This window comes from Ochrobactrum chromiisoli (assembly GCF_026241335.1).
Taxonomy (GTDB): domain Bacteria; phylum Pseudomonadota; class Alphaproteobacteria; order Rhizobiales; family Rhizobiaceae; genus Brucella; species Brucella chromiisoli.
Map to the genome: position 1 here is coordinate 513,379 of NZ_JAPHAV010000001.1, position 24,891 is coordinate 538,269.

Below are 24,891 nucleotides of genomic sequence, written 5' to 3' on the forward strand. Positions count from 1 at the left end.
TGGGCTGGCGATCAACTCGCCAGCCCAATCAGTTTATAGCTTCCAAAGGCGCCTTGCATTATCCGCAAGCAGCAGCGCCTTTTCGTCTTCGCTGCATCCTATAATCAGCGCATGGGTTGTCGCCACCCATGTGGAAAGACCGGCATCGACATTGCTCGCTAAGGTGCAGACCGGCCAATCGCTGCCCCACACGATCCGCTCCCAGCCGAAGGACTGAATCACATGCTCGGCATAGGGGCGCAGGGTCTCGACCGTCCAGCATTCAGGCTTTGCATAGGCGACCACACCTGAAATCTTGGCGACCACATTATCGCGCTGCGCAATCTCGGTGATGCCCTTCTGCCAGACTTCCAGCGCGCCCGATTTGATGTCCGGCACGCCGCAGTGATCAAGCACGAATTGCAGGTCCGGTGCGAGGTCGGCCAGTGCCAGAACCTTGTCAATCTGATGCGGGAGTGCGCAGAGATCAAAGGTCAGGCCCGTGCTTTGCAGCCGCTTGATATTTTCGCGAAACAAAGCACCTTCGGACAGTTCGTCCGGCACCACATGCAGCACACGGCGAAAACCTTTGATAAAGGGATTGCGCAGGCTCTGCTCCAGATACGCGGCAAATCCCGGTTCCTCCGGGCGACATGAGGCTATTGCACCTTTGATGAAGCCACCATTGGCGATGGAAATATCCTGAATATGCTTGGTTTCAGCTTCAATCGCATCCGCTGCAACGTCCACTTCCATATGCAATGCGGCATGAATGCCGCAGCGTTCTGCCTGTTGTCTGTATGTCTCAAACAGGAAGTCGCGGTTGAGCGCAGGCACGTCCGCAAGCCATGGATAATTGAGCGTGCTTTTGTCAATCAGATGCAGATGCGTATCGATAATCATAAAAACTCTCCTCCGATTGCATAATTTCAAAAAAGAAGAGAGTTTTCAAATACGAATTTACTCTTTAGCCTTAATCAGTTGTGCCAATATCTGATCCGACGAGCCTGGACAGATCTTTGACGGTTTTTTGCAGCAGGCTGATGGTCTGGGTAATGTCAGGCGCGGAAGCTGAATTCACCAAAGTCACATAGGGGCAGGTGAGGGCTGCAATACAGGAACCATCCGGCCCGAGAATGGGTGCGGAGAGGTTATAGACGCCCGCAACCTGTGCACTGGGCATCATTTCATAGCCGCGCTCACGGATTTGGTCGAGCCGCTCATAGAAGCTTTCATCGAGATTGCCGCTTTCGCCGTGTTTGACATATTCGGCGATCATCATCTTGCGCTCTTCCGGTGTGCGGAAGGCGAGCAGCACATGACCGGACCCTGTGTCAAACAGGCTGATATGTGAGCCGACGCGGATCGAAATACCCCAGTATTCCGGGGCTTCCTGCTGCGCAATCACCACAACGGAACCGCGATCAAACACGGCCAGCTGATTAGCCTGTCGTGAGCGATCCGCAAGTTCGCGCATGAAAGGGGTGGCAAAGGAAGCAAGTCTGCGTACCGGCGCATGAAGATGCGCAAGGCCAAACAGCTTGAGCGTCAGCGAATAGCGGTCACCTTCGAGCTTGGTCACGTAACCACGCTTCACCAGACGGTCCAGCATCCGGTAAAATTCGTTGGGGCTGCGGTCGAGATATTTGGCAATCTCGGCCTGACTCAAACCTCCATCGACACTGGCCAACAATTCGAGAATGTCCAGTCCTTTGTCGAGTGCAGGAGCGCGATAACGATCGTCTGTTTCCAAGTTCAGTCCCCTTATGAATATCTCATTTTATATGCGAATACCGCCGGCGATGAAAGACGGGATCATATCGAAAGCGCCTTGACCCATTGTGAATATTATGTTTGCATATAAATATAGAATTCACAATTGGGGGCGGATATGGGAGTGTCCGTCATGAGGAGGAAAGCATGAGGAATTTTACGACTTCTGTGCTGGCAGGTTCTGTTCTGCTGGCGACAGGGATGATTTCTGCGGGGGCGGCCGATCTTCCGGGTAAATTCGAAGGCGTTACAATCAACGCCAAGCTGATTGGTGGCCAGCAATATGAGGCGCTTTATTCGCGGATCGCTGAATGGGAAAAAGCGACCGGCGCAAAGGTCAATATTCTCTCCAAGAAGAACCACTTCGAGCTCGACAAGGAAATCAAGTCGGACATTGCATCCCGCTCCATCAACTGGTGCGTCGGCTCCAACCATTCCTCATTTGCCCCGCAATATCCTGACCTTTATGCAGACCTGAACGGCTTGCTTCCCAAAGAGGAACTGGAAGGCTTTGTTCCGTCCACGATCAAAGCTTCCACACTCAACGACAAGCTGGTTATGCTGCCGCGCGCGCAGTTTGACGTTTCGGCGCTCTATTATCAAAAGAGCCTTTACGAAGATGACGCCAAGAAGGCGGCTTTCAAGGAAAAATACGGCTACGATCTCGCACCGCCTAAGACCTGGAAAGAAGTGTCCGATCAGGCGGTATTCTTTGCTGATCCACCGAATTTCTACGGCACACAGTTTGCAGGCAAGGAAGAAGCCATCAATGGCCGCTTCTATGAAATGCTGGTCGCTGAAGGCGGCGAATATCTGGATGCTGACGGCAAACCAGCTTTTAACTCAGAAGCCGGTGTACGTGCGCTCGACTGGTTTGTTAATCTCTATAAAGACAAGGCTGTTCCGGCTGGCACCACCAATTATCTCTGGGATGAGCTGGGTGCTGGCTTTGCGTCGGGCACCATTGCGCTCAATCTGGACTGGCCGGGCTGGGCAACCTATTTCAACGATCCAAAGTCGTCGAAAGTTGCTGGCAATGTCGGCGTTGTGGTTGCACCTGAAGGTTCCGCTGGCAAGCGCACGGGCTGGTCAGGTCATCATGGCTTCTCAGTCACAGAATCCTGTGACAACAAGGATGCTGCTGCATCGCTTGTCTGGTTCCTGACCAATGAAGACTCGCAGAAGCAGGAATCAGCCGCAGGCACGTTGCCAACTCGTACTGCTGTCTGGGATTATGTGATCGAGCAGGCCGCTTCTGATCCATATAAGAAGGAAGTGCTCTCCGTGTTCCAGGAAACGGCAAAGACCGCGTTCCCGGTTCCGCAGACCCCATCATGGATCGAGATTTCCAATGCTGTCTATCCTGAACTTCAGGCAGCTATCCTTGGCGACAAGACCTCACAGCAGGCACTTGATGATGCAGCCAAGAAGGCAACGCTGATCCTTGAGGATGTAGGCGAGCTGTAACCTCGTTTAATACCCCCGTGGCTCGCCTTTGGAAAACCAATGGCGGGCCGTTTTGACAGGGTTTCCCGCTGATACACCGCCTCGGAAGAACAATGTTTAAACGAATTTCCCCGCCGGTTTTGCTTTTGCTTCCGGCCTTCATCATTCTCGCAGCGGTGGTTTTGTTTCCCCTCGCGCTTTCACTTTATTCAAGCTTCACGCCTTTCCGGCTGACGCGTCCTGACAGCCTGTTTACCTTTATCGGCCTGCGCAATTATCAGCGCATCATGACCGACTGGGTGTTCTGGGCTGCATTCATTCGCACGGTGATCTTCCTCACCATTGCGCTCAATCTGGAAATGCTGCTCGGCCTTGGTCTGGCGCTGCTCATCAACAAGGCCACCCATGGCCAGCGCCTTTTGCGCACACTGATGATGTTCCCGATGATGTTCTCGCCGGTTCTGGTCGGCTTCCAGTTCAAGTTCATGTTCAACGACAATATTGGTCTGGTGAACAATGCGCTGCAATCGTTAGGCATCACCAGTCAGGCTATTCCGTGGCTGATCGACGGCAATCTGGCGCTGTTTGCCATTCTGCTGGCAGAAGTCTGGATGTCCACTTCCGTATTCGCGATCCTCATTCTCGGCGGTCTTCTGTCGATGCCGCAGGATCCTGTGGAAGCGGCGCGTGTTGACGGCTGCACACCATGGCAGACCTTCCGCTATGTCATCTGGCCCTATCTGATGCCATTTGCGTTCATCGCGATGACCATTCGTTCGCTCGATGTGGCACGCGCTTATGACATCGTGAAGATTATGACCGATGGTGGACCGGCACGCCGCACCGAGCTGATCTGGACGCTGGTCGGACGCACCGCCTATTCGGATGCGCAGATGGGGCTGGCCAATGCCATGGCCTATGTCGCGATCCTGCTTTCGATCCTCTTCACCGTAATGTTTTTCCGCAAGCTGGCAGCCGCACGCACGCAAATCGGAGCGGAGTGGTAATCATGGCTCACGCAACACTCTCTAATGATCAGCATCGCCTGCTGCGCCGCGTCAAAAAAGTCGCCTATCTCATTGGCCTGTTTCTGGCGATGGCGATCATCTGTCTTCCGGGTTTGTGGATCGTGCTTTCGTCGTTGCGTCCCCCCGTTGAAATCATGGCAAAGCCTCCGGTCTGGATTCCGCAGGAAATCACGCTCGATGCTTATTATGCGATGTTCTCAGGCGCAGGCGGTGGCGGTATTCCGGTCTGGGATTATTTCCGCAATTCGCTGATTATCTCGGTCACATCGACCCTCATTGCGCTGGTTGTCGGTGTTTCGGGTGGGTATGCCTTTGCGCGCTTCCGCTTCTTTGGCAAATCGACGACATTCCTTGGTCTCATGCTGACGCGTTCGGTGCCGGGTATAGCGCTTTCGTTGCCGCTCTTCATGCTCTATTCGCGTATTGGCATCATCGACACGCATTTCGGCCTGATTATCACCTATGTGGCGCTCAATGTGCCTTTCACCATCTGGCTGATCGACGGCTTCTTCCGTCAGGTGCCAAAAGACTTGGCGGAAGCAGCGCAGATTGATGGCTGCACACGCTGGCAGGCTTTCTGGCAGGTGGAGTTTCCACTGGCTGGTCCGGGCATTGCGACCGCAGGCATCTTCGCTTTTCTCACCTCATGGAACGAATATGCGCTGGCTTCCCAGCTCACCCGTTCTATTAATTCCAAGACCCTTCCTGTTGGTCTTCTCGATTACACCGCTGAATTCACCATCGACTGGCGTGGCATGTGCGCGCTGGCGGTTGTGATGATTATTCCGGCGCTGACCCTCACATTCATCGTTCAGAAGCATCTTGTTGCTGGTCTGACGTTCGGCGCGGTTAAAGGTTGATATAAAATGGCTCAGCTTTCCATTAAAAATCTTGTCAAGCGTTATGGCACTGTCGAAGTGGTGCATGGCATCAATCTCGAAATCGCCGACAAGGAATTTGTTGCGCTTGTTGGTCCTTCGGGCTGTGGCAAGTCCACGACGCTGCGCATGATCGCAGGTCTTGAAAGCATCTCGGATGGCGCGCTCGAAATCGGCGGCAGGCAAGTCAACGATTTGCCGCCGCGTGATCGCAACATCTCCATGGTGTTCCAGTCCTATGCGCTTTATCCGCATATGTCGGTGCGTGAGAACATGGGCTTCTCGCTCAAAATCGCTAAGCAGCCGCAGGCGGAAATCGACCGCCGCGTGAATGAAGCATCCAGCATTCTTGGCCTTGAAGCGCTGATGGAACGTCGTCCGGCGCAGCTTTCAGGCGGTCAGCGCCAGCGCGTTGCCATGGGCCGCGCGATCGTGCGCAATCCGGAAGTGTTTCTGTTTGACGAACCGCTTTCAAACCTCGATGCGAAGCTGCGCACGCAGATGCGCACTGAGATCAAGAAGCTCCATGCCAAGGTTCAGTCGACAGTTGTTTACGTGACGCATGATCAGGTCGAGGCCATGACGCTGGCTGATCGTATCGTCATCATGCGCGATGGCCATATTGAGCAGGTCGGAACACCGGATGAAGTGTTCAAGCGTCCGGCAACGCAGTTTGTCGCTGGCTTCATTGGCTCGCCGCCGATGAATATGGCTGAGGCAACGGTTCAAGGTGCAGAATTGGTTTTTGCCACGGGTGAACGTCTGCCAGTGCCCGCACAATTCAAAGCCAAGGTCACGGAAGGCGCGAAGGTGACATTCGGCCTTCGCCCGGATGATCTGTTCCCGACCGGCCACGGCATTTCTACCGGCGATGCCGGAACATCGCATGAGCAGGATATGACTGTCTCGATCACCGAACCGCTTGGCAATGAAACGCTGGTCTTTGTCGAGTTTGCCGGAAAGGAATGGGTGGCGCGCATGCTCAACCCGCGTCACCTTAACTCCGGCGAAGCGATCTCAATGCATTTTGATCTGTCGCAGGCGCATCTGTTTGATGCGGCAAGTGGTAAGAGTTTGGCGGTTTAATCATGGCACGGATTGAAAAAGTCGAACTGCGCATGGTTGACCTTCCGCCGAAGGTTAAGCGTACCGATGCGATCCAGAGCTTTGTCAGTCAGGAAACGCCAATCGTCACCATCACCGACAGCGATGGTGCTGTCGGCACTGGCTACAGCTACACGATCGGTACAGGCGGCTCATCCATCATGCGGCTGTTGAGCGATCATCTGGTGCCGCTGATTATCAACGAGGATGCCGATTGCATTGAGGCGATCTGGCGCAAGCTCGAATTTGCAACCCATGCCACAACCATTGGTGCGATTACGGCCTTAGCGCTTGCCGCAATCGACACGGCCCTCTGGGATCTGCGTGCGAAAAAGCAGAACCTGCCACTGTGGAAACTTGCGGGTGGTGCCAAGGATCGCTGTCCGCTTTACACGACCGAAGGCGGTTGGTTGCATATCGAGAAAGAAGCACTGGTTGAGGATGCACTAGTTGCCAAGGCCAAGGGCTTTTCCGGTTCCAAGGTCAAGATCGGCAAGCCGCATGGTTCGGAAGACTATGCACGTCTTGCGGCTGTTCGTGCAGCCGTTGGTAATGGCTTTGAGATCATGACCGACTGCAATCAGGGCTTTAGCGTGGATGAAGCGATCCGCCGCGCCGAGCGTCTGAAAGAACTTGATCTTGCATGGATTGAGGAGCCGCTTCCGGCGGATGATCTTGACGGCCATATCCGCCTGACCCGTTCCACACCGACACCGATTGCGGTGGGTGAATCGATCTATTCGATCCGCCATTTCCGCGAATATATGCAAAGGGGCGCGTGCTCTATCGTGCAGGTGGATGTGGCGCGTATCGGCGGCATTACGCCATGGCTGAAAGTGGCGCATACGGCTGAAGCTTTCGACATTCCGGTCTGCCCGCACTTCCTTATGGAACTGCATGTCAGCCTCACCTGTGCCGTGCAGAATGGGCGCTATGTCGAATATATTCCGCAGCTTGATGATCTGACCACAAAGGGCATGGAAATTCGTGATGGCCACGCCATTGCCCCATCGGAAGCTGGCATTGGTATTTCGTGGGATTGGGATTCTGTACGCGCTCGTTCGGTTTCCGAATTCACCCGCGAGATCGTGAGATCGTAATGGTTCAAAGAATGGGTATGGTGATCGGGCTGAAGCCTGAAAAGATCGCAGACTATAAAAAGTTGCACGCGAGCGTGTGGCCGGAAATTCTCGCACTCATTTCCGAATGCAACATCACCAATTATACGATCTTTCTCAAAGAGCCGGAAAACCTGCTGTTCGGCACCTGGGACTATGTCGGCACCGACTTTAGAGCCGACATGAAAAAGATGGCCGACAATCCCAAAAATCAGGAATGGTGGTCGGTCTGCATGCCATGCCAGAAGCCACTTGAAACCCGTAAAGACGGCGAGTGGTGGGCAATGATGGAGGAGGTTTTCCATCATGACTGAGGTCTTTGATCCAAAAGCCCTGCGCCAGTGGTGGCCGAAGCCCAAGCAGCCAAAGCCGATCGTGATTTTCGGTGCGGGCAGTATTGTCGGCGACGCGCATCTGCCAGCCTACAAGCAGGGCGGCTTGCCAGTTGCGGGCATTTTTGATCCCAATTTTGAAAAAGCATCAGCACTTGCTGATCAGTGGGGCGTGAAAGCTTTCGCAAACTTGCAAGAGGCGCTTGCGGTTGAAGACGCAATCTTTGATCTGGCAACGCCGCCCTCAGCCCATGCTTCGATCCTGTCGCAATTGCCGGAAGGTTCTGCGGTTCTGATCCAGAAGCCGATGGGCAGCGACTTGGAAAGTGCTACGAAAATCCTGAAAGTCTGCCGTGCGCGCAATCTCAAAGCCGCGGTGAATTTCCAGCTGCGTTTTGCGCCGATGATGTCGGCACTTTACGATGCCGTGGATAAAGGCTTGCTTGGCGAAGTGGTGGATTTCGACGCATGGCTGGCGCTTGCGACCCCTTGGGGTCTGTGGCCGTTCCTCAAAGGCCTGCCGCGCATCGAGATCGCCATGCACTCGATCCATTATCTTGATTTCGTGCGCGGTCTGCTTGGCAATCCGCAAGGTGTTCATGCCAAAACCATTGGCCATCCGAACCACGAAGTCGCCCAGACCCGCACGGCTGCTATTCTCGATTACGGCAACCGCGTGCGCTGTGCGCTGTCGATCAATCACGACCATGATTTTGGCCGCAAGTTTCAGGCCTGCGAGTTCCGCATTTGCGGCACCGAAGGGGCTGCCTATGTGAAACTCGGTGTCAATCTTGACTATCCGCGCGGGGAACCGGACGAGCTTTGGATCAAGCCAAAGGGTGGCGACGACTGGGTGCAGGTGGAGCTTCAAGGCGCATGGTTCCCGGACGCTTTCCTCAATCGCATGGCACAGTTGCAGCGCTTCGCCACTGGTGAAGATGCAGAACTGATCGGCTCGGTCGAAGATGCATGGCACACCATGGCGCTGGTCGAAGCCGCTTATCAGTCGAGCAGCCAGCCCGCCACGCCGCTCGCTGCAAAACCGGAGTTCTGATTATGTCTGAACAGACGATCTATTTTGAAGACTATGAGCTTGAGGCTCAGCGCATAACTTATGGCCGCACGATCACCGAAACGGATTTCGTGGTGCATGCCGGTCATACGGGTGATTTCTTTCCGCACCACATGGATGCGGAATTTGCAAAAACTCTGCCGGGCGGACAGCGTATTGCGCATGGGACAATGATCTTTGCAATCGGTGTCGGTCTGACTGCGACGCTGATTAACCCTGTTGCGTTTTCCTATGGCTATGATCGCCTTCGCTTCGTGCGTCCGGTGCATATCGGCGATACGATCCGCACGCGCGTGACGATCAGCGCAAAGGAAGACGATCCGAAACGGACAAATATGGGCCGCGTTACTGAGCGGTGCGAAGTGCTTAATCAGCGGGACGAAGTGGTGCTGGCTTGCGACCACATCCTGCTTGTTGAACGGAAGGCATGACTATGACGATACGATTTGATGGAAAAACAGCGCTGATCACAGCGGCTGCGCAGGGCATTGGCCGTGCCAGTGCTTTGGCATTTGCGCAAGCCGGTGCAAAGGTCTATGCGACCGACATCAACGAGGCAGCACTCAAAGAACTCGAAGGCGTTTCCGGCATCATCACACGCAAGCTCAATGTGCTTGACGAGGCCGAAGTAAAGACGCTCGTTGCCGAGATCGGTCAGGTCGACATTTTGTTCAACTGCGCGGGCGTCGTGCATGGTGGTTCTATCCTCGAAATGAAGGACGAAGACCTCGACTTCGCGATTAATCTCAACGTCAAGGCCATGATCCGCACGATTCAGGCCGTTCTGCCGGGCATGCTGGAACGCCAAGACGGCGCCATCGTCAACATGGCCTCCGTTGCTTCGAGCGTCAAAGGCGTGCCGAACCGTTTTGCTTATGGTGTCACCAAAGCGGCTGTCATTGGTCTCACCAAGGCTGTTGCTGCTGATTATGTTGCCAAAGGCATTCGCTGCAACGCCATCTGCCCCGGTACGGTTGAAAGCCCGTCGCTTCAGGATCGTCTGCGCGCACAGGGCGATTACGAAGAACAGCGCGCCGCTTTCATCGCGCGTCAGCCAATTGGTCGTATTGGTCAGCCGGAAGAAATCGCCGATCTCGCGGTCTATCTCGCAGGTGCCACTTACACGACTGGTCAGGCGTATAACATCGACGGCGGCTGGACAATTTAAGTTCGCTGCTGCAAATCCCCACAAGGAGTAAACTTATGAAATTTCTTCGTTATGGCGAAACGGGTCAGGAAAAGCCGGGCCTTCTCGATGCAGACGGCAATATCCGTGATCTTTCTGCGCATATCAGTGATCTGTCCGGTGCCGTTCTCAGCCCTGAAGCGCTCGCAAAGCTTGGCTCGCTTGACGTCAACGCACTGCCAAAGGTTGAAGGCAATCCACGTCTCGGCCCATGTGTTGCAGGCACTGGCAAGTTTATCTGCATCGGCCTCAATTATGCCGATCACGCAGCAGAATCCGGTATGGCTGTGCCGCCAGAGCCAGTTATCTTCATGAAGGCAACTTCGGCTATCGTTGGCCCGAATGATGATCTCATCATCCCGCGTGGCTCGGAAAAAACCGACTGGGAAGTCGAATTCGGTATCGTTATCGGCAAGACCGCGAAATATGTCTCGGAAGACGATGCGCTTGATTACGTTGCTGGCTATTGCACGCTGCATGACGTCTCGGAACGCGCTTTCCAGATCGAACGCGCGGGCCAGTGGACCAAGGGCAAGTCTTGCGACACATTCGGCCCGACCGGTCCATGGCTGGTGACAAAGGACGAAGTTGCTGATCCGCAGAACCTCAAAATGTGGCTCACGGTCAATGGCGAAACCATGCAGGACGGCTCGACCAAGACCATGGTCTATGGCGTGCGTTATCTGGTTTCCTATCTGTCGCAGTTCATGTCATTGCAGCCGGGTGACATCATCTCCACTGGGACGCCTCCCGGCGTTGGCATGGGCATGAAGCCCCCGCGCTATCTCAAGGCTGGCGACGTTGTTGAACTTGGCATTGAAGGCCTCGGCACACAGAAGCAAAACGTGCGCGCCGACGTTTAATTATTTTGGGCATGCCCCCAAACGGTTGAGGTTTGGGGGATCATGCTCGGATAACGGATAAAACATGACCAAAATTACTGATCTGCGCGTCTTCGATCTGCGCTTCCCGACTTCGCAAAGTCTGGATGGCTCTGACGCAATGAACCCGGACCCGGACTATTCGGCCGCTTATGTCATTCTCGATACGGATGACGAGGCGTTGAAGGGCCATGGTCTCACTTTCACCATCGGTCGCGGTAATGACATTTGCTGTCAGGCCATTCTTGCCATGCGTCATCTGGTGGTCGGCGTTGACCTTGACGTGGTCCGCGAGGCGCCGGGCAAGTTCTGGCGCCATCTGACAAGCGACAGCCAGTTGCGCTGGATCGGCCCTGAAAAGGGTGCGATGCATCTGGCAACTGGTGCTGTCGTCAACGCGTTTTGGGATCTGCTGGCAAAGCAGTCGGGCAAGCCGGTTTGGCGTCTGGTTTCAGAACTTTCCGCTGAGGAAATCGCCGACATCGTCGATTACCGCTATCTGACCGATGTGCTGACCCGTGACGAAGCTGTCGAAATTCTGCGCAAAGCAGAAAGTGGCAAGGCTGAACGTATCGCTAAGCTCGAAGCCACGGGCTATCCTTGCTACACGACTTCTGCTGGTTGGCTTGGCTATGATGATGAAAAGCTGCGTCGTCTGTGTCAGGAGGCCATTGATGAAGGCTTCAATCACGTCAAGATGAAGGTTGGCCGTGATCTCGAAGACGATATTCGTCGTCTCACCATTGCGCGTGAAGTGATTGGCCCGGATCGTTATCTGATGATTGACGCCAATCAGGTCTGGGAAGTCGATCAGGCAATCGCGTGGGTTAACAAGCTTGCCTTCTCTAAGCCGTTCTTCATCGAAGAGCCGACCAGCCCGGATGATGTTGCAGGACATCGCAAAATCCGCCAAGCCATTGGCGATGTGAAGGTTGCAACTGGTGAAATGTGCCAGAACCGCATCATGTTCAAGCAGTTTATCGCCGAAGGCGCTATCGATATCGTCCAGATCGATTCATGCCGCATGGGTGGCCTGAATGAAGTTCTGGCCGTGCTGCTGATTGCTGCGAAATACAACAAGCCTGTTTGGCCACATGCCGGCGGCGTTGGCCTTTGCGAATATGTGCAGCACCTGTCGATGATTGATTATGTTGCCGTTTCCGGCACTATGGATGGTCGCGTGATCGAATATGTCGATCATCTGCACGAGCATTTCATTGAGCCATGCATCATCAAGGATGCGGCCTATATGCCGCCATCACTGCCGGGCTTCTCAATTGAAATGAAGCCAGAGTCGATTATGCAATATACGTTCAAGGGCTGATACAAAAGCATTTGAGCTCGAAGCCGCGCTGCCGAAAATATCTTTCGTAGCGCGGCTTTTTATTATTGATCGCTTAAGAATACTCTGTTCCTTTGGGAACTGTTGATTTGGCAAAGGTGTTAAGATGAATAAGGCAATTTGGATACTCGGTGCTTCCGTTCTTTTGGCGGCAACATCATCCGGCTCTGCGCAGGTTAGCGCTGAAGTCGGCGTGCTTTCTTGCGATGTGTCCGCCGGTATCGGCCTGATCATCGAGCAGAAGCAGAAGGTTAGCTGTACGCTGTCGAACGGCAATGGTTTGTCACAGCAGTATAAGGGGTCGATTGATCAATATGGTCTGGAACTGGGTGAAACGACCGGCGGCCAGATGACCTGGACTGTTCTTGCTGCAACCACAACTGTTGAGCCGGGCGCACTTGCTGGCACCTATGCGGGCGCGCAGGCGGATGCAAGCCTTGGCCTCGGCGCAGGCGTTCAGGTTCTGGTCGGCGGAACCGGCCAGTCTTTCACATTGCAGCCGCTGGCTGTCGATACCGAAAAGGGAACAGCTCTCTCTGCCGGTGTTGAAACGCTGACGCTGGAATATGTTCAGCCGTAAATTGGGTTGCTGATGGCTTCAAAAAAAGCGCACCAAAGGTCGGTGCGCTTTTTTATTTGAGCATTTCCATTGGGTCAATCAAACAGGAAAGGCACGGGCGATGATGGCGGCTTGGACAGCTTTGTCATGAGCCGCAAAGCACTGCGGCACGAAGGCCGCGCTCACGAATCGTCGCTTTAAAACCCCAAATGAAAGCATCGCAGAATGAAAAATCAGCTGTTGCATGGGAAGTATTGTGCTAAAGCACGTCGCAGCTAAAGGGGCTCATTTAGCATTTGCAAATATGCGGCAATGACACGCTTTAAGCGCGACATATTCTAGTGCTCCTCGCGATAAATAGAAGTATGGAAATCTTCAAAAGATGGAATGGATTCCTATAGTTTTGATGGGGTTCAAGGTTGTCGTATTAGGCGTGGCCATGTTCTTTGCCATCAAGTGGCATTACGATAAAGATAAGGCGAAAAAGGATAGCGAAACAAACCTACCGTAAGTATTCGCAAATCGCGAGCAACCATGTTTGAGGGCAGAATCCTGAAACTGCATGTCATACCACGGCTCGCCGATCCGCGCGACAAGCCCGGATTTACCAGAAGCCGAGTTTGCGATTTTGGCGCGGTGAGGCATTGAGGCATTATACCATTGCTCCCGAATAGCCCACTCTAAGCGGGCTTTTTCGTGCGCGTAATAAAATGGGCCTGCAATAACGCTCGTTCTTATTGCAAGATTGTCAGTTTGTTATGAATCTAAAAACGAAGGACTTTGGGGGAGTGTGAATGGTGCCCGGAGACGGATTTGAACCGCCGACACGCGGATTTTCAATCCGCTGCTCTACCAACTGAGCTATCCGGGCATCCTCGCAGTGATTTCTCACCATGTGGCGGTGTTGGTGTCCGCCGGAAGTGGGTGCGTTATAGCATTAAATTTCACGCTGTCCAGCACCCTATCGCAATTTTTATAAGATTTCTTATAAGCTTGCTAAACTACCGATTTGACTGTGGAAATCAGAGCCACACATACTCAGTTGTCGTTCTCTTCCTCTTCATCAATCGGCTTACCGGGAATCACATAGCTTCCCGAAAGCCAACGATTGAGGTCAATGCTTTTGCAACGCGGTGAGCAGAACGGATAAGCATCACGAACCGATGGCTTGCCACATTCAGGGCAGGGACGAACAGGGCGCAAGGGCGTGACGCGAGCGTCCGGCGCTGTGGAGATATCTTTCTTGTCGCTCATGGGATTTTCAGACCTTGCCGTTTTGCCAATTGGCGTAGACAGGATAGCCACCATCGGCCAGCAGGCTCACCGTTTCCTGCAAGGGAAGCCCCACCACGCTGGTGTAGGAGCCAACAAGCTTGACCACGAAGCTGCCTGCAAGTCCCTGAATGGCATAACCACCAGCCTTGCCGCGCCATTCGCCGGACGCGAGATAGGCGTCGATCTGCAAGCGCGTCAAACGCTCAAAACGCAGACGTGTTTCAACAAGTGTCTGGCGCAGATTTCCATTGGGCAGAACAAGGCAGACACCGGTAAAAACCTTATGCGTACGCCCTGACAAAAGACGCAGGCATTCCCGCGCTTCATCGTTGATCTCGGCCTTTGGCAAAATGCGGCGCCCGACGGCAACAACCGTATCAGCCGCAAGAACAAAAGCTTTGCCGAAATTTTCATCGCCCTGCAATTGTTCCTGCGCAGCCTTTGCCTTTTCACGCGAAAGCCGCCGCGCCAGAGAACGCGGATGCTCCGCACGCTGGGGCGTTTCATCAATATCAGCTGGCTGAATATGATCCGGCTCAATGCCGGCTTGACCCAGAAGCTCAATTCTTCGGGGGGAGCCGGACGCAAGAACCAGCTTATGTTGCGCGCTTATAGACAAGGCTTTTTCCGAAAAAGCGAGTGATTGGCTTATTTGAAGCGGTAGGTGATACGGCCCTTGGTCAGGTCGTAAGGGGTCATTTCGACCAGAACCTTGTCGCCAGCGAGAACGCGGATGCGGTTCTTGCGCATGCGGCCGGCAGTGTGGGCAATGATTTCATGTTCGTTTTCGAGCTTCACGCGGAACATTGCATTTGGCAGCAGTTCCGTAACAACACCCGGAAATTCGAGGACTTCTTCTTTCGCCATGCGATACCTGTTTCTTTCTTTGATAGAATTGGCCCGAAACCGGGCCATAGCTTTAAATTTGGCCGGAACCTATATGATTAGACGGCATTTGTGAACAACCGAATTGGATGATGTTATTTTGGAGCTAAACGCTCTGTAATCTGGTGCTTCAAACGGTCTCGCACATCACGATAAGCATCCAAAATCTGCCCGCGGCTGCCTGTAACAAGTGTAGGGTCCGGTGTCGGCCAATATTCGACATCGACCGAAAATCCGCGCATACGTTCAAGCACCGTATGATGTGCAAGCGGAGTGAGCGTGATGATAAGGTCAAAATAGCCATCCGCCAGCTCTTCCAACCCGCGAGGTTGCCGGTCATCAAGCGACAAACCTTCTTCATTCAAAACGGCATCAACAAACGGATCACGCTCACCGCGCTGCACGCCTGCCGACGCAATATACATATTGGGCGACAACAGCTTTCTTGCAAGAAGCTCGGCCATTGGAGAACGGATTGCGTTTTTGCCACAGACGAAAAGTATAGACGTGGGCCGTTTGGCAGCTTCGGCGTCTTCCGCTTTTTCAACCGCATCATCACCGTGCATTTGATCTCAGCCCCGCCAATGCAGCACGCATACCAGTGTGAAGAGACGCCGCGCCGTCGCAAAATCAACTTCAATCTTGCCGTTCAGACGCGTTTGCAGCGTTTGGGATCCTTCATTATGCAGGCCGCGCCGTCCCATATCGATGGCTTCAATCTTGCTTGGAGACGCGGAACGGATTGCCTCGTAATAGCTTTCGCACACCATGAAATAATCGCGAACGATGCGTTTCAATGGTGTCAGCGATAGAATGTGGGTCGCAACGTTTTCACCGTTTTCACGTGTGATCGAAAAAATGAGTCGCGTTTCCATAAGCGACAGGCGAAGCTTGTATGGCCCACCTGTGGCATCGCCGACCGGATAGAAGGTATTTTCCTCAATCAGATCAAAAATAGCGACTGCGCGTTCATGCTCGACATCAGGCGTCGAGCGCCCGATGGTTTCATCCAGCTCGACGTCGATCAATCGGGCATTAGGAACGCCGACAGTCATGATCCCTCATAGGTTGAGCCGGATGGCAACGGATTGCGCGTGGGCGTCAAGGCCTTCTGCGCGAGCGATTTCAATAGCGGCAGGTCCAAGCGCACGCAGCTGATCGGGACCGAGCTTTAGAAGTGATGTGCGCTTCATATAATCAAGCACCGACAGGCCGGACGAGAATCGCGCCGAACGTGCGGTCGGCAGAACGTGATTGCAGCCGCCGACATAATCGCCGATCACTTCCGGCGTATAGGCACCAATGAAGATTGAGCCGGCATTGCGAATTCGGGGCAGCAAGGCTTCGGGATCGGCAGTGGCGATTTCCAGATGCTCGGCTGCAATGCGATTTGCCAGCGGGATGGCAGCATCAAAGTCCTCAACCAAAATGACTGCGCCAAAATCGCGCCAGCTTGCCGCTGCCGTTTCTGCACGCGGCAAAGTTTTCAGCTGGCGCTCAACGGCGTCTTCAACAGCCTTCGCGAAAGGCTCGTCATCGGTCATCAGGATAGATTGCGCGGCCGTATCGTGTTCTGCCTGCGCGAGAATGTCGGCCGCCAGCCAGTCCGGATTGTTGTCCTTGTCGGCAATCACCAGCACTTCGGAAGGTCCGGCAATCATGTCAATGCCGACCGTACCAAAGACAATGCGCTTGGCAGCCGCAACATATGCGTTGCCGGGGCCAACAATTTTTGCAACCGGCGCAATGGTTTGCGTACCAAAGGCGAGAGCCGCCACAGCCTGCGCGCCGCCAACACGGTAGATTTCTGAAACACCGGCAAGGCGGGCTGCCACCAGAACCAGCGGGTTGAGCTTGCCATCAGGCGAGGGCACAACCATCACAATCCGCTCAACCCCTGCAACCTTTGCAGGCACAGCATTCATCAACACCGAACTTGGATAGCTCGCAGTGCCGCCCGGCACATAAAGACCGACGGCTTCTATGGCTGTCCAGCGCGAACCGAGTTCCACGCCAAGCGCATCGGTGTAGCGATCATCCTTAGGGAGTTGGCGCGAGTGGTGTTTTTCAATACGTTCATGCGCCAGTTTCAGCGCTTCAATGGTTGAGGCAGGTGCTTGATCGAAAGCCGCATCGATTTCTGCTTCCGTAACCCGAATGCCGGTTTTATTCAGATCGATACGATCAAAACGCAGCGAATATTCAATCAGGGCGGCATCGCCTTCGCGGCGTACACGATCAACGATTTCGCGGGCAGCGCGATCCACATCTTCAGAGACCTCGCGCTTGCCGGTCAGGAAAGCTGCAAAGTTCTTTTCAAAATCGGGGTCGGTTTGTCTGAGCGTCGTGACCACGCTGGTATTCCTTTAACTGTCGGTCCGGGCAAAGCCCTGTTGTCTTGTGTAATGAGAAATCTTGTCGTGAACCGCAATCAGGCGTCGTGTCGCGGTACGGAACTGGTTTCCCACGCAGCCCCCAGATCCGTCAGCTGCGCTTCGATACATTCCACATCCAGACGGATAGCGGCATTTGCTGAAAAAGTCAGTTCCAAAGTTCCAGCAGGTGCTTCACCAGGAATAAAACGAATGGCCAGCAGTGACAAAACCTCTTCGGGTTTCTGCCGGTCGATGCCGCTGCCTTTGACAGCCGTGACGCGGTTAAAATGCAAAGCAGTGCGGCGACGCTGATATTGCGGCTTTCGGAAAAGCTTCGGTTTGACCTTTTCCCACGCAAAGCGATTGAGTGTCAGCACGAAGCGCTTCTCCGCCGCCAGATATTGCAGATCTGACACTTTGAGAACCGCGTCCTGAAGATGGGCGGACAGGACCTGCAAATCTTCTTCATCCAGCGCCACAAGCTTCAACATTTCCATATCTGGCCCATATCTTGCGTTGTTCCCTGCTACTCTCAAATATCGTGTGTGCAACTTTGCATGTCAGCACAAAAAAATCGACAGGCTTTTCAGCCTGTTGACGAATAAGCCGGAAATGAAAGAAAAGCCGGACTGCATTAGGCAAATCCGGCTTTTAAATGATTAACCGCTGATGCGCTCAACATGAGCGCCACAGCGCGAGAGCTTTTCTTCCAATCGCTCAAAGCCGCGATCAAGGTGATAGACGCGGTTGACGGTTGTTTCACCCTCAGCAGCAAGGCCCGCGATAACCAGTGAAACCGATGCGCGCAGATCCGTTGCCATAACCTGTGCACCCTTGAGACGTTCTACACCTTCAACGGTTGCAGTCTGGCCCGACAAAGAAATCTTTGCACCCAGACGCGCCAGCTCCTGCACATGCATGAAGCGATTTTCGAAGATCGTCTCGGTAATGCGTGATGTCCCCTGTGCCATCGTCATCAGGCCCATGAACTGCGCCTGAAGATCGGTCGGAAAGCCGGGGAACGGATCGGTGGTTACATCGACTGGATGAATACCATGGCCATTGCGCACGACACGCAGGCCGCTGTTGGTTTCGGTGATTTCCGCGCCCGCCTGACGCAAGGTTTCAAGCGCTGCGGTAAGCTGGCTTTCCTGTGCGCCTTCAAGCAGCACATCACCGCCTGTCATGGCAACAGCCATGGCGTAAGTGCCGGTTTCAATACGGTCTGGGATAACGCGAACGCGTGCGCCCGACAGGCTGGTAACACCCTGCACATGGATTGTGTCGGTGCCTGCGCCGGTGATTTTTGCGCCCATGGCATTCAGGCAGTCGGCGAGATTGACAACCTCCGGCTCGCGCGCAGGGTTTTCGATAATTGTTTCGCCTTTGGCAAGTGCTGCTGCCACCAGCATGACGTGGGTCGCGCCAACTGAAACCTTTGGGAAGCGATAGCGTGCACCAACAAGGCCGCCCTTTGGTGCGCGCGCCTTTGCATATCCATTCTCAATGTCGATCTGCGCACCGAGCGCTTCAAGGCATTCGAGCAGCAGATCAACCGGGCGTGTACCAATGGCGCAACCGCCAGGCAGCGAAACGGTTGCTTCACCCATACGCGCCAGAAGCGGGCCGATGACCCAGAAGCTCGCACGCATCTTGGAAACCAGCTCATAAGGAGCAACGGTATCGACAATGTTGCGCGCCGTGAAATGGATGGTGCGCGAATAGGCGCCATTCTGATGTTCGCGGCGCCCATTGACGGAATAGTCAACGCCATGATTGGAAAGAATGCGGATCAACTGCTCGACATCGGCGAGGTGCGGCACGTTTTCAAGCGTCAGCGTATCGTCGGTGAGAAGCGAAGCGATCATCAATGGCAGCGCTGCATTTTTAGCGCCAGAGATAGGAATGACGCCGTTGAGCTTGTTGCCGCCGATGATTTTGATGCGATCCATGCTGTTTCACCTTCTGGGCCGAAGCTTTTGCCCGGCAATCGATATTTGCAAATTCCGCAGCACTTGAGACTGGCAGCGTTGCATTAAGAAATGACTGTTCATGCGGCGGAATTACGTCGAACACGAATCACAGTCGTATCGCGGTACCACCGAGAATTGATCTGTGCTTTTAACGCAGCCGCTTTCTATCTTCAAGGAAGGCTTTATTACATGATATTCTGCTTGAAAAGCAGCGCCGAACGCGCAGGTGCTTTTTAGCGGGGAAAGGTTCAGTCTATGTCTTCTTTGCCCGCGGTTATGCCATCATTGCGTTCATCGGCATCGCCTGCACGTCGTGAGCGCGATTGCACTTTGCGCCGCATGAGATTCGCACGCAATTGCTCAGCGCGCCGCTTCTCGCGCGGATCGATATGATTTTTTTTGTCGTCTTTGGTCTTTTTTTCGCTCATGGCTTCTATGTACTCCGGTAAAAACCCTTCGAAAAGCGGGTTTTAAAGTGAGTATCCAATGATTTCCACATTAAGTGAAAAGAAATGCAATTGCTTGCTTGCGATTCACGCAATGATGTGGCAGAAGTCCGCCGCGTTCAAGAGAATGCTGCGGTAGCTCAGTGGTAGAGCACTCCATTGGTAATGGAGAGGTCGAGAGTTCAATCCTCTCTCGCAGCACCATTCTATCTACTTGAATTGATAGAACTTCCTGAAAAACAAAGACTTTTAGACGGCCTTCTGGTACACAGAGGTGGTCCACATGAGTTTGTCAATGCCTTCACCTGTTAAGCATTCGAAGACCGGAACGTATTACCTCAGGCAGCGAGTTCCCGTTGATTTGAAGGCGAAGGCACGGGGAAAGAGCGTCGCACTTCCTGTCGATCAAGCGCTGAAGTCCGTAACGATAGGCGAAAGCGTTAAGGTGTCTCTGGCGACCAAGGATCCAGCCGAGGCCAAGGCCCGTTACAGGGAGGCCGATGCTGTCTTATCGAAATTCTGGGGAGCTTTGCGAAATGGACCGATGAGGCTCACTCAGAAGGAAGTCGCGGAACGGGCTGGGCTTGTCTATGGGTTTTTTGCCGACACGTTCGAAGAGGACGCAGAAGACCCAGAATTTTGGGCAAGGTCGCAGCGCATAGACAAGGTAGTTCTGTGGAGGGCTAAGATAGGCGAGCGCCCTTGTTATCCCTTAACGACACACCAGCGCGAAACCCTTGAGCCACGATTTGGGCCGTTTGTCGATCAGGTCCTTTTTAACACAGGGGAGGAGATAGACGCCGAAAGCCGCGATAAACTGTTGGTAGCTGTGGCGTCCGCATTGCAGAACGCACAGGCGACAATTCTCAGAAGAGCAGATGGCGACTATAGACCCGATACCGAGATACGACAGCGTTACCCGGAATATGCGCCAAGCGTGGAACCAAAAGACGAACCTGACGCGACGTCGAATAATGCAGAGAAGGGAGCGGGACTCGATCTATTCATGCTTCTCGATCACAAGTTCAAAGACAAGGGAACGGCGAAGACATATCGGGCCTATCTCGGAGATTTGAAACTGTTTGTCGAATTTATCGGGCACAGTGATGCCGAGCGTGTCACAAAGGACAATGTTCGCGAGTGGAAAGATGCTCTGATCAAGCAAGGCTTGTCCGCCAAAACGATCAATGACAAAAAGTTGTCTGCTGTAAAGGCTACAATTGCGCATGGTGTCAATGAATTTAGCTTAACCCAAAACGTTGCTGTTTCGATCCGTGATAAGCGTGACGCCCCAGTGCCGATAGGTTCTCGTTCATACACACACGAGCAAGCTACAGCTATCCTTCAGGCGACCTTTAAAGGTACGGAGAAAGGCTTGGATCCCCATCACCAGAGGGCAGTCTTCTGGGTGCCGTGGATATGTGCCTATACAGGTTTGCGGGTATCTGAGGCCGCGCAAATTCAAGGCAAAAATGTTCGTATTGAGAATGGCCATCCAATCTTTTTCATCGATCCAGCAGATGGCGGAACGAAGAGCAAAGCAGCTTGGACGACTGGTATTCATGAGCATCTCATCAATATGGGCATTCTTGAAATGTTCAAGTCTGTAGGTGACGGTCCAGCGTTCTATCGTGCTTACCCTGAAGGTACTGATATGCGGGGGATGGAGGAAACGCACAGGGCGAAGTATAGCGGCTCACGTGTTGGGGACTGGACACAAAGCATTTTGACCGAACCTGCACCGGGAGGGCGACCTAACCACGCGTGGCGTCATCTATTTACGACCCTTTCACGTCGTTTCAAGATGACTAAGGAAACCCGTGATTATATGCTTGGCAGCCGGAAGAAGGCAGATGCCCGAGAAGGCTATGGCGATTTCACGCCGGATGTCGTTTGTGGTGAAATCAACAAGCTTCCTAGGTTCGGCGTGAAGGACACTGGATACCGCCCGACACTAGAAGTGTTGGAACCCGAACCCGTGAAAGATCGCCCAGAAAAACCCCAAAAGACAAAGGAAGGGAAGCTTATTCTCGTGCCGCCGAGACGCTAGCTAACCACCATTGACGTAAATGCGCGAACAATTCAACGGAGCTTAGGCGCTAATGATCGACTCGGTTTTCATGAGCATCTCTGAGGCTTTCATAAAGCTTCCCCGGCCCCAAGAGTATATCCTTTAACCCATCGCGTACCTTTTCCGAACCGAGTGCCTGTTTGCTCATTGTTTCATGTGCTGCAAATGCGTCCATGATAGCATCCACGATGGCATTCTTGAGATCAGGGGAGCTTGCGAACTGTTCCTTACTGTTGTTAGCTGCCTGTTTAACAAGGACAGGCGATTGCAGCAGTTTTCCCTTAAGGACGTTGTTCACGTAAACGAGCTGGTCATCGTCGGTGAGATCGCCGTCAAACAAATCGTTGATCTTATCTATGATCTCCTGAAGGAGCGCCTTTTCCTTTTCTTGAACAGATCCTGAGCCTGTTTCCGTCACTGGTTGCAGCAATGGTTTATCATTACCCTTGAGGGCTAACGGCTTCTTTCCAAGGTTTCTGAGATTATGATGGGTCAGCACAATCTTGGACAGATCAACGCCGTCGCGGTCTCTGCCGAACTGGAGTAGAGGGATCAGGCGTTTATAGAAGATTGAACGGGCTTCAATTGCCGAATTGCCATAGTCGAATATCTGAGAAAGAAAAGCGTACAGACGCTGAAATGCCTGCATGTCACTCTTGAACAGCAGAAGAGCGTTGATTTCGTCCTTGGCAGCTTCGATGACCTTCTCGTCAGCTTTGCTCTGCGCAGCTTTCAACTCGTCCTGTGCCTGCTTGTACTTCTTCAGGATACGGTCAGCGACAGGCTCAATTGCTGCGATAAGGTCCCCTTGTTTGGACTTAGGATTGAGCTCAACGGCCACGACGCGATCAACTTCAAAGTTATCGTAGTAGCCCTGCGCGTCGAGTTTTGCGCGAATATCGAAGATCAGGTTAGGGTCTGTCGTGGCTGCCAATTGCGCAGTGTCGAAGTATGTGAGGAATGCATCAAGGATCTCGTCGGCATTGTTCGCAAAATCGAGAACGTAAGTCGTGTCCTTGCCGGGATATGCTCTGTTCAGCCGCGACAGGGTTTGCACCGCCTGAATGCCAGCCAAGCGCCTATCTACATACATGCCGCAAAGCAGCGGCTGATCGAACCCCGTCTGGAACTTATTGGCGACGAGCAGAATTTGATATTCCGGCAGCTTGAACGCTTCCCGTATATCGCGACCTTTTAGATCCGGGTTCAGAGATTTACTCGCCTCGGTGAACGGATCGGGACCGCTCTCGGAATCATCTACCTCACCCGAGAATGCCACCAGCGTATCCATCTGGTAGCCCTTGGATTTGATATACTTCTTGATCGCTAGTTGCCAGCGGACGGCTTCCAGACGGCTTCCTGTGACGACCATCGCTTTCGCCTTGCAATCCAGCAGCGGTGCGACATTAGCAAGGAAATGCTCGACGACGATTTCAACCTTCTGGCTGATATTGTACGGATGCAGTCTTACCCATTTCATGATGTGCTTGAGTGCAGAGCTGGCTTCGACTTCAGTCTCTGTGAGTTCCTTCCCATCGTTGGCAAGTTTGAACGCCAAACTGTACGGAGTGTAATTTTGAAGTACGTCGAGGATGAAGCCCTCTTCAATTGCCTGCCGCATCGAATAGACATGAAATGGCGCTGGCAAATTGTGAGGGCCACTTGGCTGCTCTGGCTCAGGTTTGCGTCCGAAGAGCTCCAAGGTCTTTGCCTTGGGTGTTGCCGTGAATGCGACGTAAGTGATCCCTGCGTCATCTGCACGTGCACCCATTCTAGCAGCCAAGATGTCCTCAGCGCTCAATTCTGCTCCGTCTGCCAAGGCTTGCAATTCATCAGCAGCAAGCAACTCCTTCAGCTTTGACGCGGCTTCGCCAGTTTGTGAGCTGTGAGCTTCATCAGCAATTACCGCAAAATGTTTTCCTTGGGTTGCTGTAAGCTTTCGTACGGCTTCAATGGCGTAAGGGAACGTCTGTATCGTGCAGACGATGATTTTCTTCCCTTCATCGAGCGCCTTGGCCAGCGATCCGCTCTTGCTGCCGTCCTCGTTGCGAATTACGGCGACCACGCCCTGTACGCGCTGGAAATCGAAGATGGCTTCCTGAAGCTGGGTATCGATCACGTTACGATCTGAGACGACGATGATGCTGTCAAAAATCTTCTTGTGGCTAGCATCATGAAGATCCGCGAGGAAATGCGCAGACCAAGCAATCGAATTGGTTTTTCCTGATCCTGCTGAATGCTGGATGAGAAACTTTCCGCCGACACCCTCGCCAAGAACCGCTGCTTGAAGTTTCCGCGTGGCGTCCAACTGGTGGTAGCGCGGGAAGATGACTGAGGTGATGTTCTTCTTGGTGTCGCGTTTCGTGACCATGTAGCGCCCGAGGATTTCGAGGAAACTTTCGCGTTCCCAGACCTCTTGCCACAGATAAGACGTTCGGTGTCCGTGTGGATTAACGGGATTGCCTTTGCCGCCGTTGTCGCCCTTATTGAATGGCAGAAAGCGTGTCGACACTCCTTCGAGCTTTGTCGTCATCATCACTTCGGAATTGCTGACCGCGAAGTGTACCAGCGCCCCGCTCGGGAAAGTCAGCAATGGCTCTGGGGATTTCCCTTTTGGCTTCGGATCCCGGTCGAACCTGTACTGATCAATCGCATCGGTAACGCTCTGAGTGAAATTCGTCTTCAGCTCGGTTGTTGTGACAGGGATGCCGTTCAAAAACAGAACAAGGTCAATGCTGTTCTCGTTATGCAGGGAGTACCGAACTTGGCGGACTACCCGGAGACGGTTGGCGTGGTACTTGGTCAAGATGTCTGCATTCATTGCCAATGCAGGCTTGAACTGTGCAAGGCTCAGGGGTGCCCGAAGCCCGATCATTTCTACGCCATAACGCAGAACGTCGAGTGTGCCTCGGTCGTCTAGCTGTTTACGTACTCGGTCTAGCAGGACGGTTTCAGCGTTGGTACCGTGGGTCTTCTTAAGGCTATCCCAAGCTTTCGGCTGGGTCTCCTTGAGCCAAGACACGAGATCAGAAGGAAACAACGCCCGGGTGCGATCATAATGCGCTGCATCGCCGATATTACAGAGCCAGCTGTTCTCAGAGAGATGGCTGGTTATCTCGTCCTCAAAGCTGATTTCCTTGTGAATGCTCATTCTCGTGCCCCCTCGGC

The 24,891-nt window shown here is 53.4% G+C and carries 25 protein-coding genes and 2 tRNA genes; 14 read left to right on the top strand and 13 right to left on the bottom strand.

The window, feature by feature from the left end; genetic code table 11:
* Positions 1 to 33 precede the first annotated feature (33 nt).
* Positions 34 to 882, bottom strand: coding sequence for an amidohydrolase family protein (locus OPR82_RS02440; protein WP_265982808.1), 849 nt, complete (start codon positions 880 to 882; stop codon positions 34 to 36).
* Between the two features lie 70 nt (positions 883 to 952).
* Positions 953 to 1,747, bottom strand: coding sequence for an IclR family transcriptional regulator (locus tag OPR82_RS02445; RefSeq protein ID WP_265983833.1), 795 nt, complete (start codon positions 1,745 to 1,747; stop codon positions 953 to 955).
* Between the two features lie 152 nt (positions 1,748 to 1,899).
* On the opposite strand from OPR82_RS02445, the gene OPR82_RS02450 reads away from it, so the two are divergent.
* The 12 genes from OPR82_RS02450 to OPR82_RS02505 all read left to right on the top strand — a co-directional run bounded on the left by OPR82_RS02450 (position 1,900) and on the right by OPR82_RS02505 (position 12,719).
* Complete coding sequence (locus OPR82_RS02450; protein ID WP_265982809.1) at positions 1,900 to 3,219, top strand: type 2 periplasmic-binding domain-containing protein; 1,320 nt, start codon at positions 1,900 to 1,902, stop codon at positions 3,217 to 3,219.
* 92 nt (positions 3,220 to 3,311) lie between these two features.
* Positions 3,312 to 4,205: a carbohydrate ABC transporter permease gene (locus tag OPR82_RS02455; protein ID WP_265982811.1), complete on the top strand. Its 894-nt coding sequence runs from the start codon at positions 3,312 to 3,314 to the stop codon at positions 4,203 to 4,205.
* A gap of 2 nt (positions 4,206 to 4,207) precedes the next feature.
* On the top strand, positions 4,208 to 5,086 hold the full coding sequence (locus tag OPR82_RS02460; RefSeq protein WP_265982813.1) for a carbohydrate ABC transporter permease: 879 nt from the start codon (positions 4,208 to 4,210) through the stop codon (positions 5,084 to 5,086).
* Positions 5,087 to 5,092: 6 nt separating this feature from the next.
* A complete protein-coding gene (locus OPR82_RS02465; protein WP_265982814.1) occupies positions 5,093 to 6,190 on the top strand; it encodes an ABC transporter ATP-binding protein in 1,098 nt (365 codons plus the stop codon).
* A gap of 2 nt (positions 6,191 to 6,192) precedes the next feature.
* Positions 6,193 to 7,308: a mandelate racemase/muconate lactonizing enzyme family protein gene (locus OPR82_RS02470; RefSeq protein WP_265982815.1), complete on the top strand. Its 1,116-nt coding sequence runs from the start codon at positions 6,193 to 6,195 to the stop codon at positions 7,306 to 7,308.
* Positions 7,308 to 7,640 (top strand): L-rhamnose mutarotase, encoded by a 333-nt coding sequence (locus OPR82_RS02475; RefSeq protein ID WP_265982816.1) that lies wholly within the window; start codon positions 7,308 to 7,310, stop codon positions 7,638 to 7,640. Before OPR82_RS02470 ends, OPR82_RS02475 begins: the two co-directional genes overlap by 1 nt.
* The gene (locus tag OPR82_RS02480) at positions 7,633 to 8,712 is read left to right on the top strand and encodes a Gfo/Idh/MocA family protein (protein ID WP_265982817.1); all 1,080 of its coding nucleotides are present in this window, start codon (positions 7,633 to 7,635) and stop codon (positions 8,710 to 8,712) included. The genes OPR82_RS02475 and OPR82_RS02480 overlap by 8 nt, the downstream gene beginning before the upstream one ends.
* Before the next feature lie 2 nt (positions 8,713 to 8,714).
* Positions 8,715 to 9,161: a MaoC/PaaZ C-terminal domain-containing protein gene (locus OPR82_RS02485; protein WP_265982818.1), complete on the top strand. Its 447-nt coding sequence runs from the start codon at positions 8,715 to 8,717 to the stop codon at positions 9,159 to 9,161.
* Positions 9,162 to 9,163: 2 nt separating this feature from the next.
* A complete protein-coding gene (locus tag OPR82_RS02490) occupies positions 9,164 to 9,898 on the top strand; it encodes an SDR family oxidoreductase (RefSeq protein WP_265982819.1) in 735 nt (244 codons plus the stop codon).
* A gap of 35 nt (positions 9,899 to 9,933) precedes the next feature.
* A complete protein-coding gene (locus tag OPR82_RS02495; protein ID WP_265982821.1) occupies positions 9,934 to 10,779 on the top strand; it encodes a fumarylacetoacetate hydrolase family protein in 846 nt (281 codons plus the stop codon).
* A 64-nt stretch (positions 10,780 to 10,843) separates the two neighbouring features.
* Complete coding sequence (locus OPR82_RS02500) at positions 10,844 to 12,121, top strand: L-fuconate dehydratase (protein WP_265982822.1); 1,278 nt, start codon at positions 10,844 to 10,846, stop codon at positions 12,119 to 12,121.
* A gap of 124 nt (positions 12,122 to 12,245) precedes the next feature.
* Positions 12,246 to 12,719, top strand: a complete 474-nt coding sequence (locus tag OPR82_RS02505; RefSeq protein ID WP_265982823.1) for a DUF992 domain-containing protein — start codon at positions 12,246 to 12,248, stop codon at positions 12,717 to 12,719.
* A 774-nt stretch (positions 12,720 to 13,493) separates the two neighbouring features.
* On the opposite strand, the gene OPR82_RS02510 is transcribed toward OPR82_RS02505, so the two are convergent.
* The 10 genes from OPR82_RS02510 to OPR82_RS02555 form a co-directional block, all read right to left on the bottom strand.
* Positions 13,494 to 13,569: transfer RNA gene (locus tag OPR82_RS02510), tRNA-Phe, on the bottom strand.
* 167 nt (positions 13,570 to 13,736) lie between these two features.
* Positions 13,737 to 13,952, bottom strand: coding sequence for a DNA gyrase inhibitor YacG (gene yacG / locus OPR82_RS02515; protein ID WP_265982824.1), 216 nt, complete (start codon positions 13,950 to 13,952; stop codon positions 13,737 to 13,739).
* A gap of 7 nt (positions 13,953 to 13,959) precedes the next feature.
* On the bottom strand, positions 13,960 to 14,586 hold the full coding sequence (locus OPR82_RS02520; RefSeq protein ID WP_265983834.1) for a Maf-like protein: 627 nt from the start codon (positions 14,584 to 14,586) through the stop codon (positions 13,960 to 13,962).
* 35 nt (positions 14,587 to 14,621) lie between these two features.
* Complete coding sequence (gene infA / locus OPR82_RS02525; RefSeq protein WP_002965531.1) at positions 14,622 to 14,840, bottom strand: translation initiation factor IF-1; 219 nt, start codon at positions 14,838 to 14,840, stop codon at positions 14,622 to 14,624.
* Positions 14,841 to 14,953: 113 nt separating this feature from the next.
* Positions 14,954 to 15,424 carry an arsenate-mycothiol transferase ArsC gene (locus tag OPR82_RS02530; RefSeq protein ID WP_265982825.1) on the bottom strand — a complete coding sequence of 157 codons (471 nt, stop codon included), beginning with the start codon at positions 15,422 to 15,424 and terminating at the stop codon, positions 14,954 to 14,956.
* 6 nt (positions 15,425 to 15,430) lie between these two features.
* On the bottom strand, positions 15,431 to 15,913 hold the full coding sequence (locus OPR82_RS02535) for a UPF0262 family protein (RefSeq protein WP_265982827.1): 483 nt from the start codon (positions 15,911 to 15,913) through the stop codon (positions 15,431 to 15,433).
* A gap of 6 nt (positions 15,914 to 15,919) precedes the next feature.
* Complete coding sequence (hisD, locus tag OPR82_RS02540; RefSeq protein WP_265982829.1) at positions 15,920 to 17,212, bottom strand: histidinol dehydrogenase; 1,293 nt, start codon at positions 17,210 to 17,212, stop codon at positions 15,920 to 15,922.
* Between the two features lie 77 nt (positions 17,213 to 17,289).
* Complete coding sequence (locus OPR82_RS02545) at positions 17,290 to 17,730, bottom strand: DUF2948 family protein (RefSeq protein WP_265982830.1); 441 nt, start codon at positions 17,728 to 17,730, stop codon at positions 17,290 to 17,292.
* Between the two features lie 162 nt (positions 17,731 to 17,892).
* Positions 17,893 to 19,185: a UDP-N-acetylglucosamine 1-carboxyvinyltransferase gene (gene murA, locus OPR82_RS02550; protein WP_265982831.1), complete on the bottom strand. Its 1,293-nt coding sequence runs from the start codon at positions 19,183 to 19,185 to the stop codon at positions 17,893 to 17,895.
* 269 nt (positions 19,186 to 19,454) lie between these two features.
* Positions 19,455 to 19,634, bottom strand: a complete 180-nt coding sequence (locus tag OPR82_RS02555; RefSeq protein WP_265982832.1) for a hypothetical protein — start codon at positions 19,632 to 19,634, stop codon at positions 19,455 to 19,457.
* Positions 19,635 to 19,781: 147 nt separating this feature from the next.
* Here OPR82_RS02555 and OPR82_RS02560 point away from each other — a divergent pair.
* Together OPR82_RS02560 and OPR82_RS02565 are read left to right on the top strand one after the other, a co-directional pair.
* Positions 19,782 to 19,856 (top strand) — tRNA-Thr (locus tag OPR82_RS02560).
* A gap of 79 nt (positions 19,857 to 19,935) precedes the next feature.
* Entirely contained in the window at positions 19,936 to 21,702 is a 1,767-nt protein-coding gene (locus tag OPR82_RS02565) for a DUF6538 domain-containing protein (protein WP_265982833.1), read from the top strand.
* A gap of 49 nt (positions 21,703 to 21,751) precedes the next feature.
* Here OPR82_RS02565 and OPR82_RS02570 read toward each other — a convergent pair whose 3' ends face one another.
* On the bottom strand, positions 21,752 to 24,874 hold the full coding sequence (locus tag OPR82_RS02570) for a type I restriction endonuclease subunit R (protein WP_265982834.1): 3,123 nt from the start codon (positions 24,872 to 24,874) through the stop codon (positions 21,752 to 21,754).
* Positions 24,875 to 24,891 lie beyond the last annotated feature (17 nt).

Coding starts and splice junctions, on each gene's coding strand:
- OPR82_RS02475 (WP_265982816.1), top strand. CDS start 7,308: ATGGTTCAAAGAATGGGTATGGTGATCGGGCTGAAGCCTGAAAAGATC.
- OPR82_RS02470 (WP_265982815.1), top strand. CDS start 6,193: ATGGCACGGATTGAAAAAGTCGAACTGCGCATGGTTGACCTTCCGCCG.
- OPR82_RS02500 (WP_265982822.1), top strand. CDS start 10,844: ATGACCAAAATTACTGATCTGCGCGTCTTCGATCTGCGCTTCCCGACT.
- OPR82_RS02450 (WP_265982809.1), top strand. CDS start 1,900: ATGAGGAATTTTACGACTTCTGTGCTGGCAGGTTCTGTTCTGCTGGCG.
- murA (WP_265982831.1), bottom strand. CDS start 19,185: ATGGATCGCATCAAAATCATCGGCGGCAACAAGCTCAACGGCGTCATT.
- infA (WP_002965531.1), bottom strand. CDS start 14,840: ATGGCGAAAGAAGAAGTCCTCGAATTTCCGGGTGTTGTTACGGAACTG.
- OPR82_RS02455 (WP_265982811.1), top strand. CDS start 3,312: ATGTTTAAACGAATTTCCCCGCCGGTTTTGCTTTTGCTTCCGGCCTTC.
- OPR82_RS02485 (WP_265982818.1), top strand. CDS start 8,715: ATGTCTGAACAGACGATCTATTTTGAAGACTATGAGCTTGAGGCTCAG.
- OPR82_RS02465 (WP_265982814.1), top strand. CDS start 5,093: ATGGCTCAGCTTTCCATTAAAAATCTTGTCAAGCGTTATGGCACTGTC.
- OPR82_RS02535 (WP_265982827.1), bottom strand. CDS start 15,913: ATGACTGTCGGCGTTCCTAATGCCCGATTGATCGACGTCGAGCTGGAT.
- OPR82_RS02545 (WP_265982830.1), bottom strand. CDS start 17,730: ATGGAAATGTTGAAGCTTGTGGCGCTGGATGAAGAAGATTTGCAGGTC.
- OPR82_RS02495 (WP_265982821.1), top strand. CDS start 9,934: ATGAAATTTCTTCGTTATGGCGAAACGGGTCAGGAAAAGCCGGGCCTT.
- OPR82_RS02530 (WP_265982825.1), bottom strand. CDS start 15,424: ATGCACGGTGATGATGCGGTTGAAAAAGCGGAAGACGCCGAAGCTGCC.
- OPR82_RS02565 (WP_265982833.1), top strand. CDS start 19,936: ATGAGTTTGTCAATGCCTTCACCTGTTAAGCATTCGAAGACCGGAACG.
- OPR82_RS02490 (WP_265982819.1), top strand. CDS start 9,164: ATGACGATACGATTTGATGGAAAAACAGCGCTGATCACAGCGGCTGCG.
- OPR82_RS02460 (WP_265982813.1), top strand. CDS start 4,208: ATGGCTCACGCAACACTCTCTAATGATCAGCATCGCCTGCTGCGCCGC.
- OPR82_RS02440 (WP_265982808.1), bottom strand. CDS start 882: ATGATTATCGATACGCATCTGCATCTGATTGACAAAAGCACGCTCAAT.
- OPR82_RS02570 (WP_265982834.1), bottom strand. CDS start 24,874: ATGAGCATTCACAAGGAAATCAGCTTTGAGGACGAGATAACCAGCCAT.
- OPR82_RS02555 (WP_265982832.1), bottom strand. CDS start 19,634: ATGAGCGAAAAAAAGACCAAAGACGACAAAAAAAATCATATCGATCCG.
- OPR82_RS02480 (WP_265982817.1), top strand. CDS start 7,633: ATGACTGAGGTCTTTGATCCAAAAGCCCTGCGCCAGTGGTGGCCGAAG.
- OPR82_RS02505 (WP_265982823.1), top strand. CDS start 12,246: ATGAATAAGGCAATTTGGATACTCGGTGCTTCCGTTCTTTTGGCGGCA.
- yacG (WP_265982824.1), bottom strand. CDS start 13,952: ATGAGCGACAAGAAAGATATCTCCACAGCGCCGGACGCTCGCGTCACG.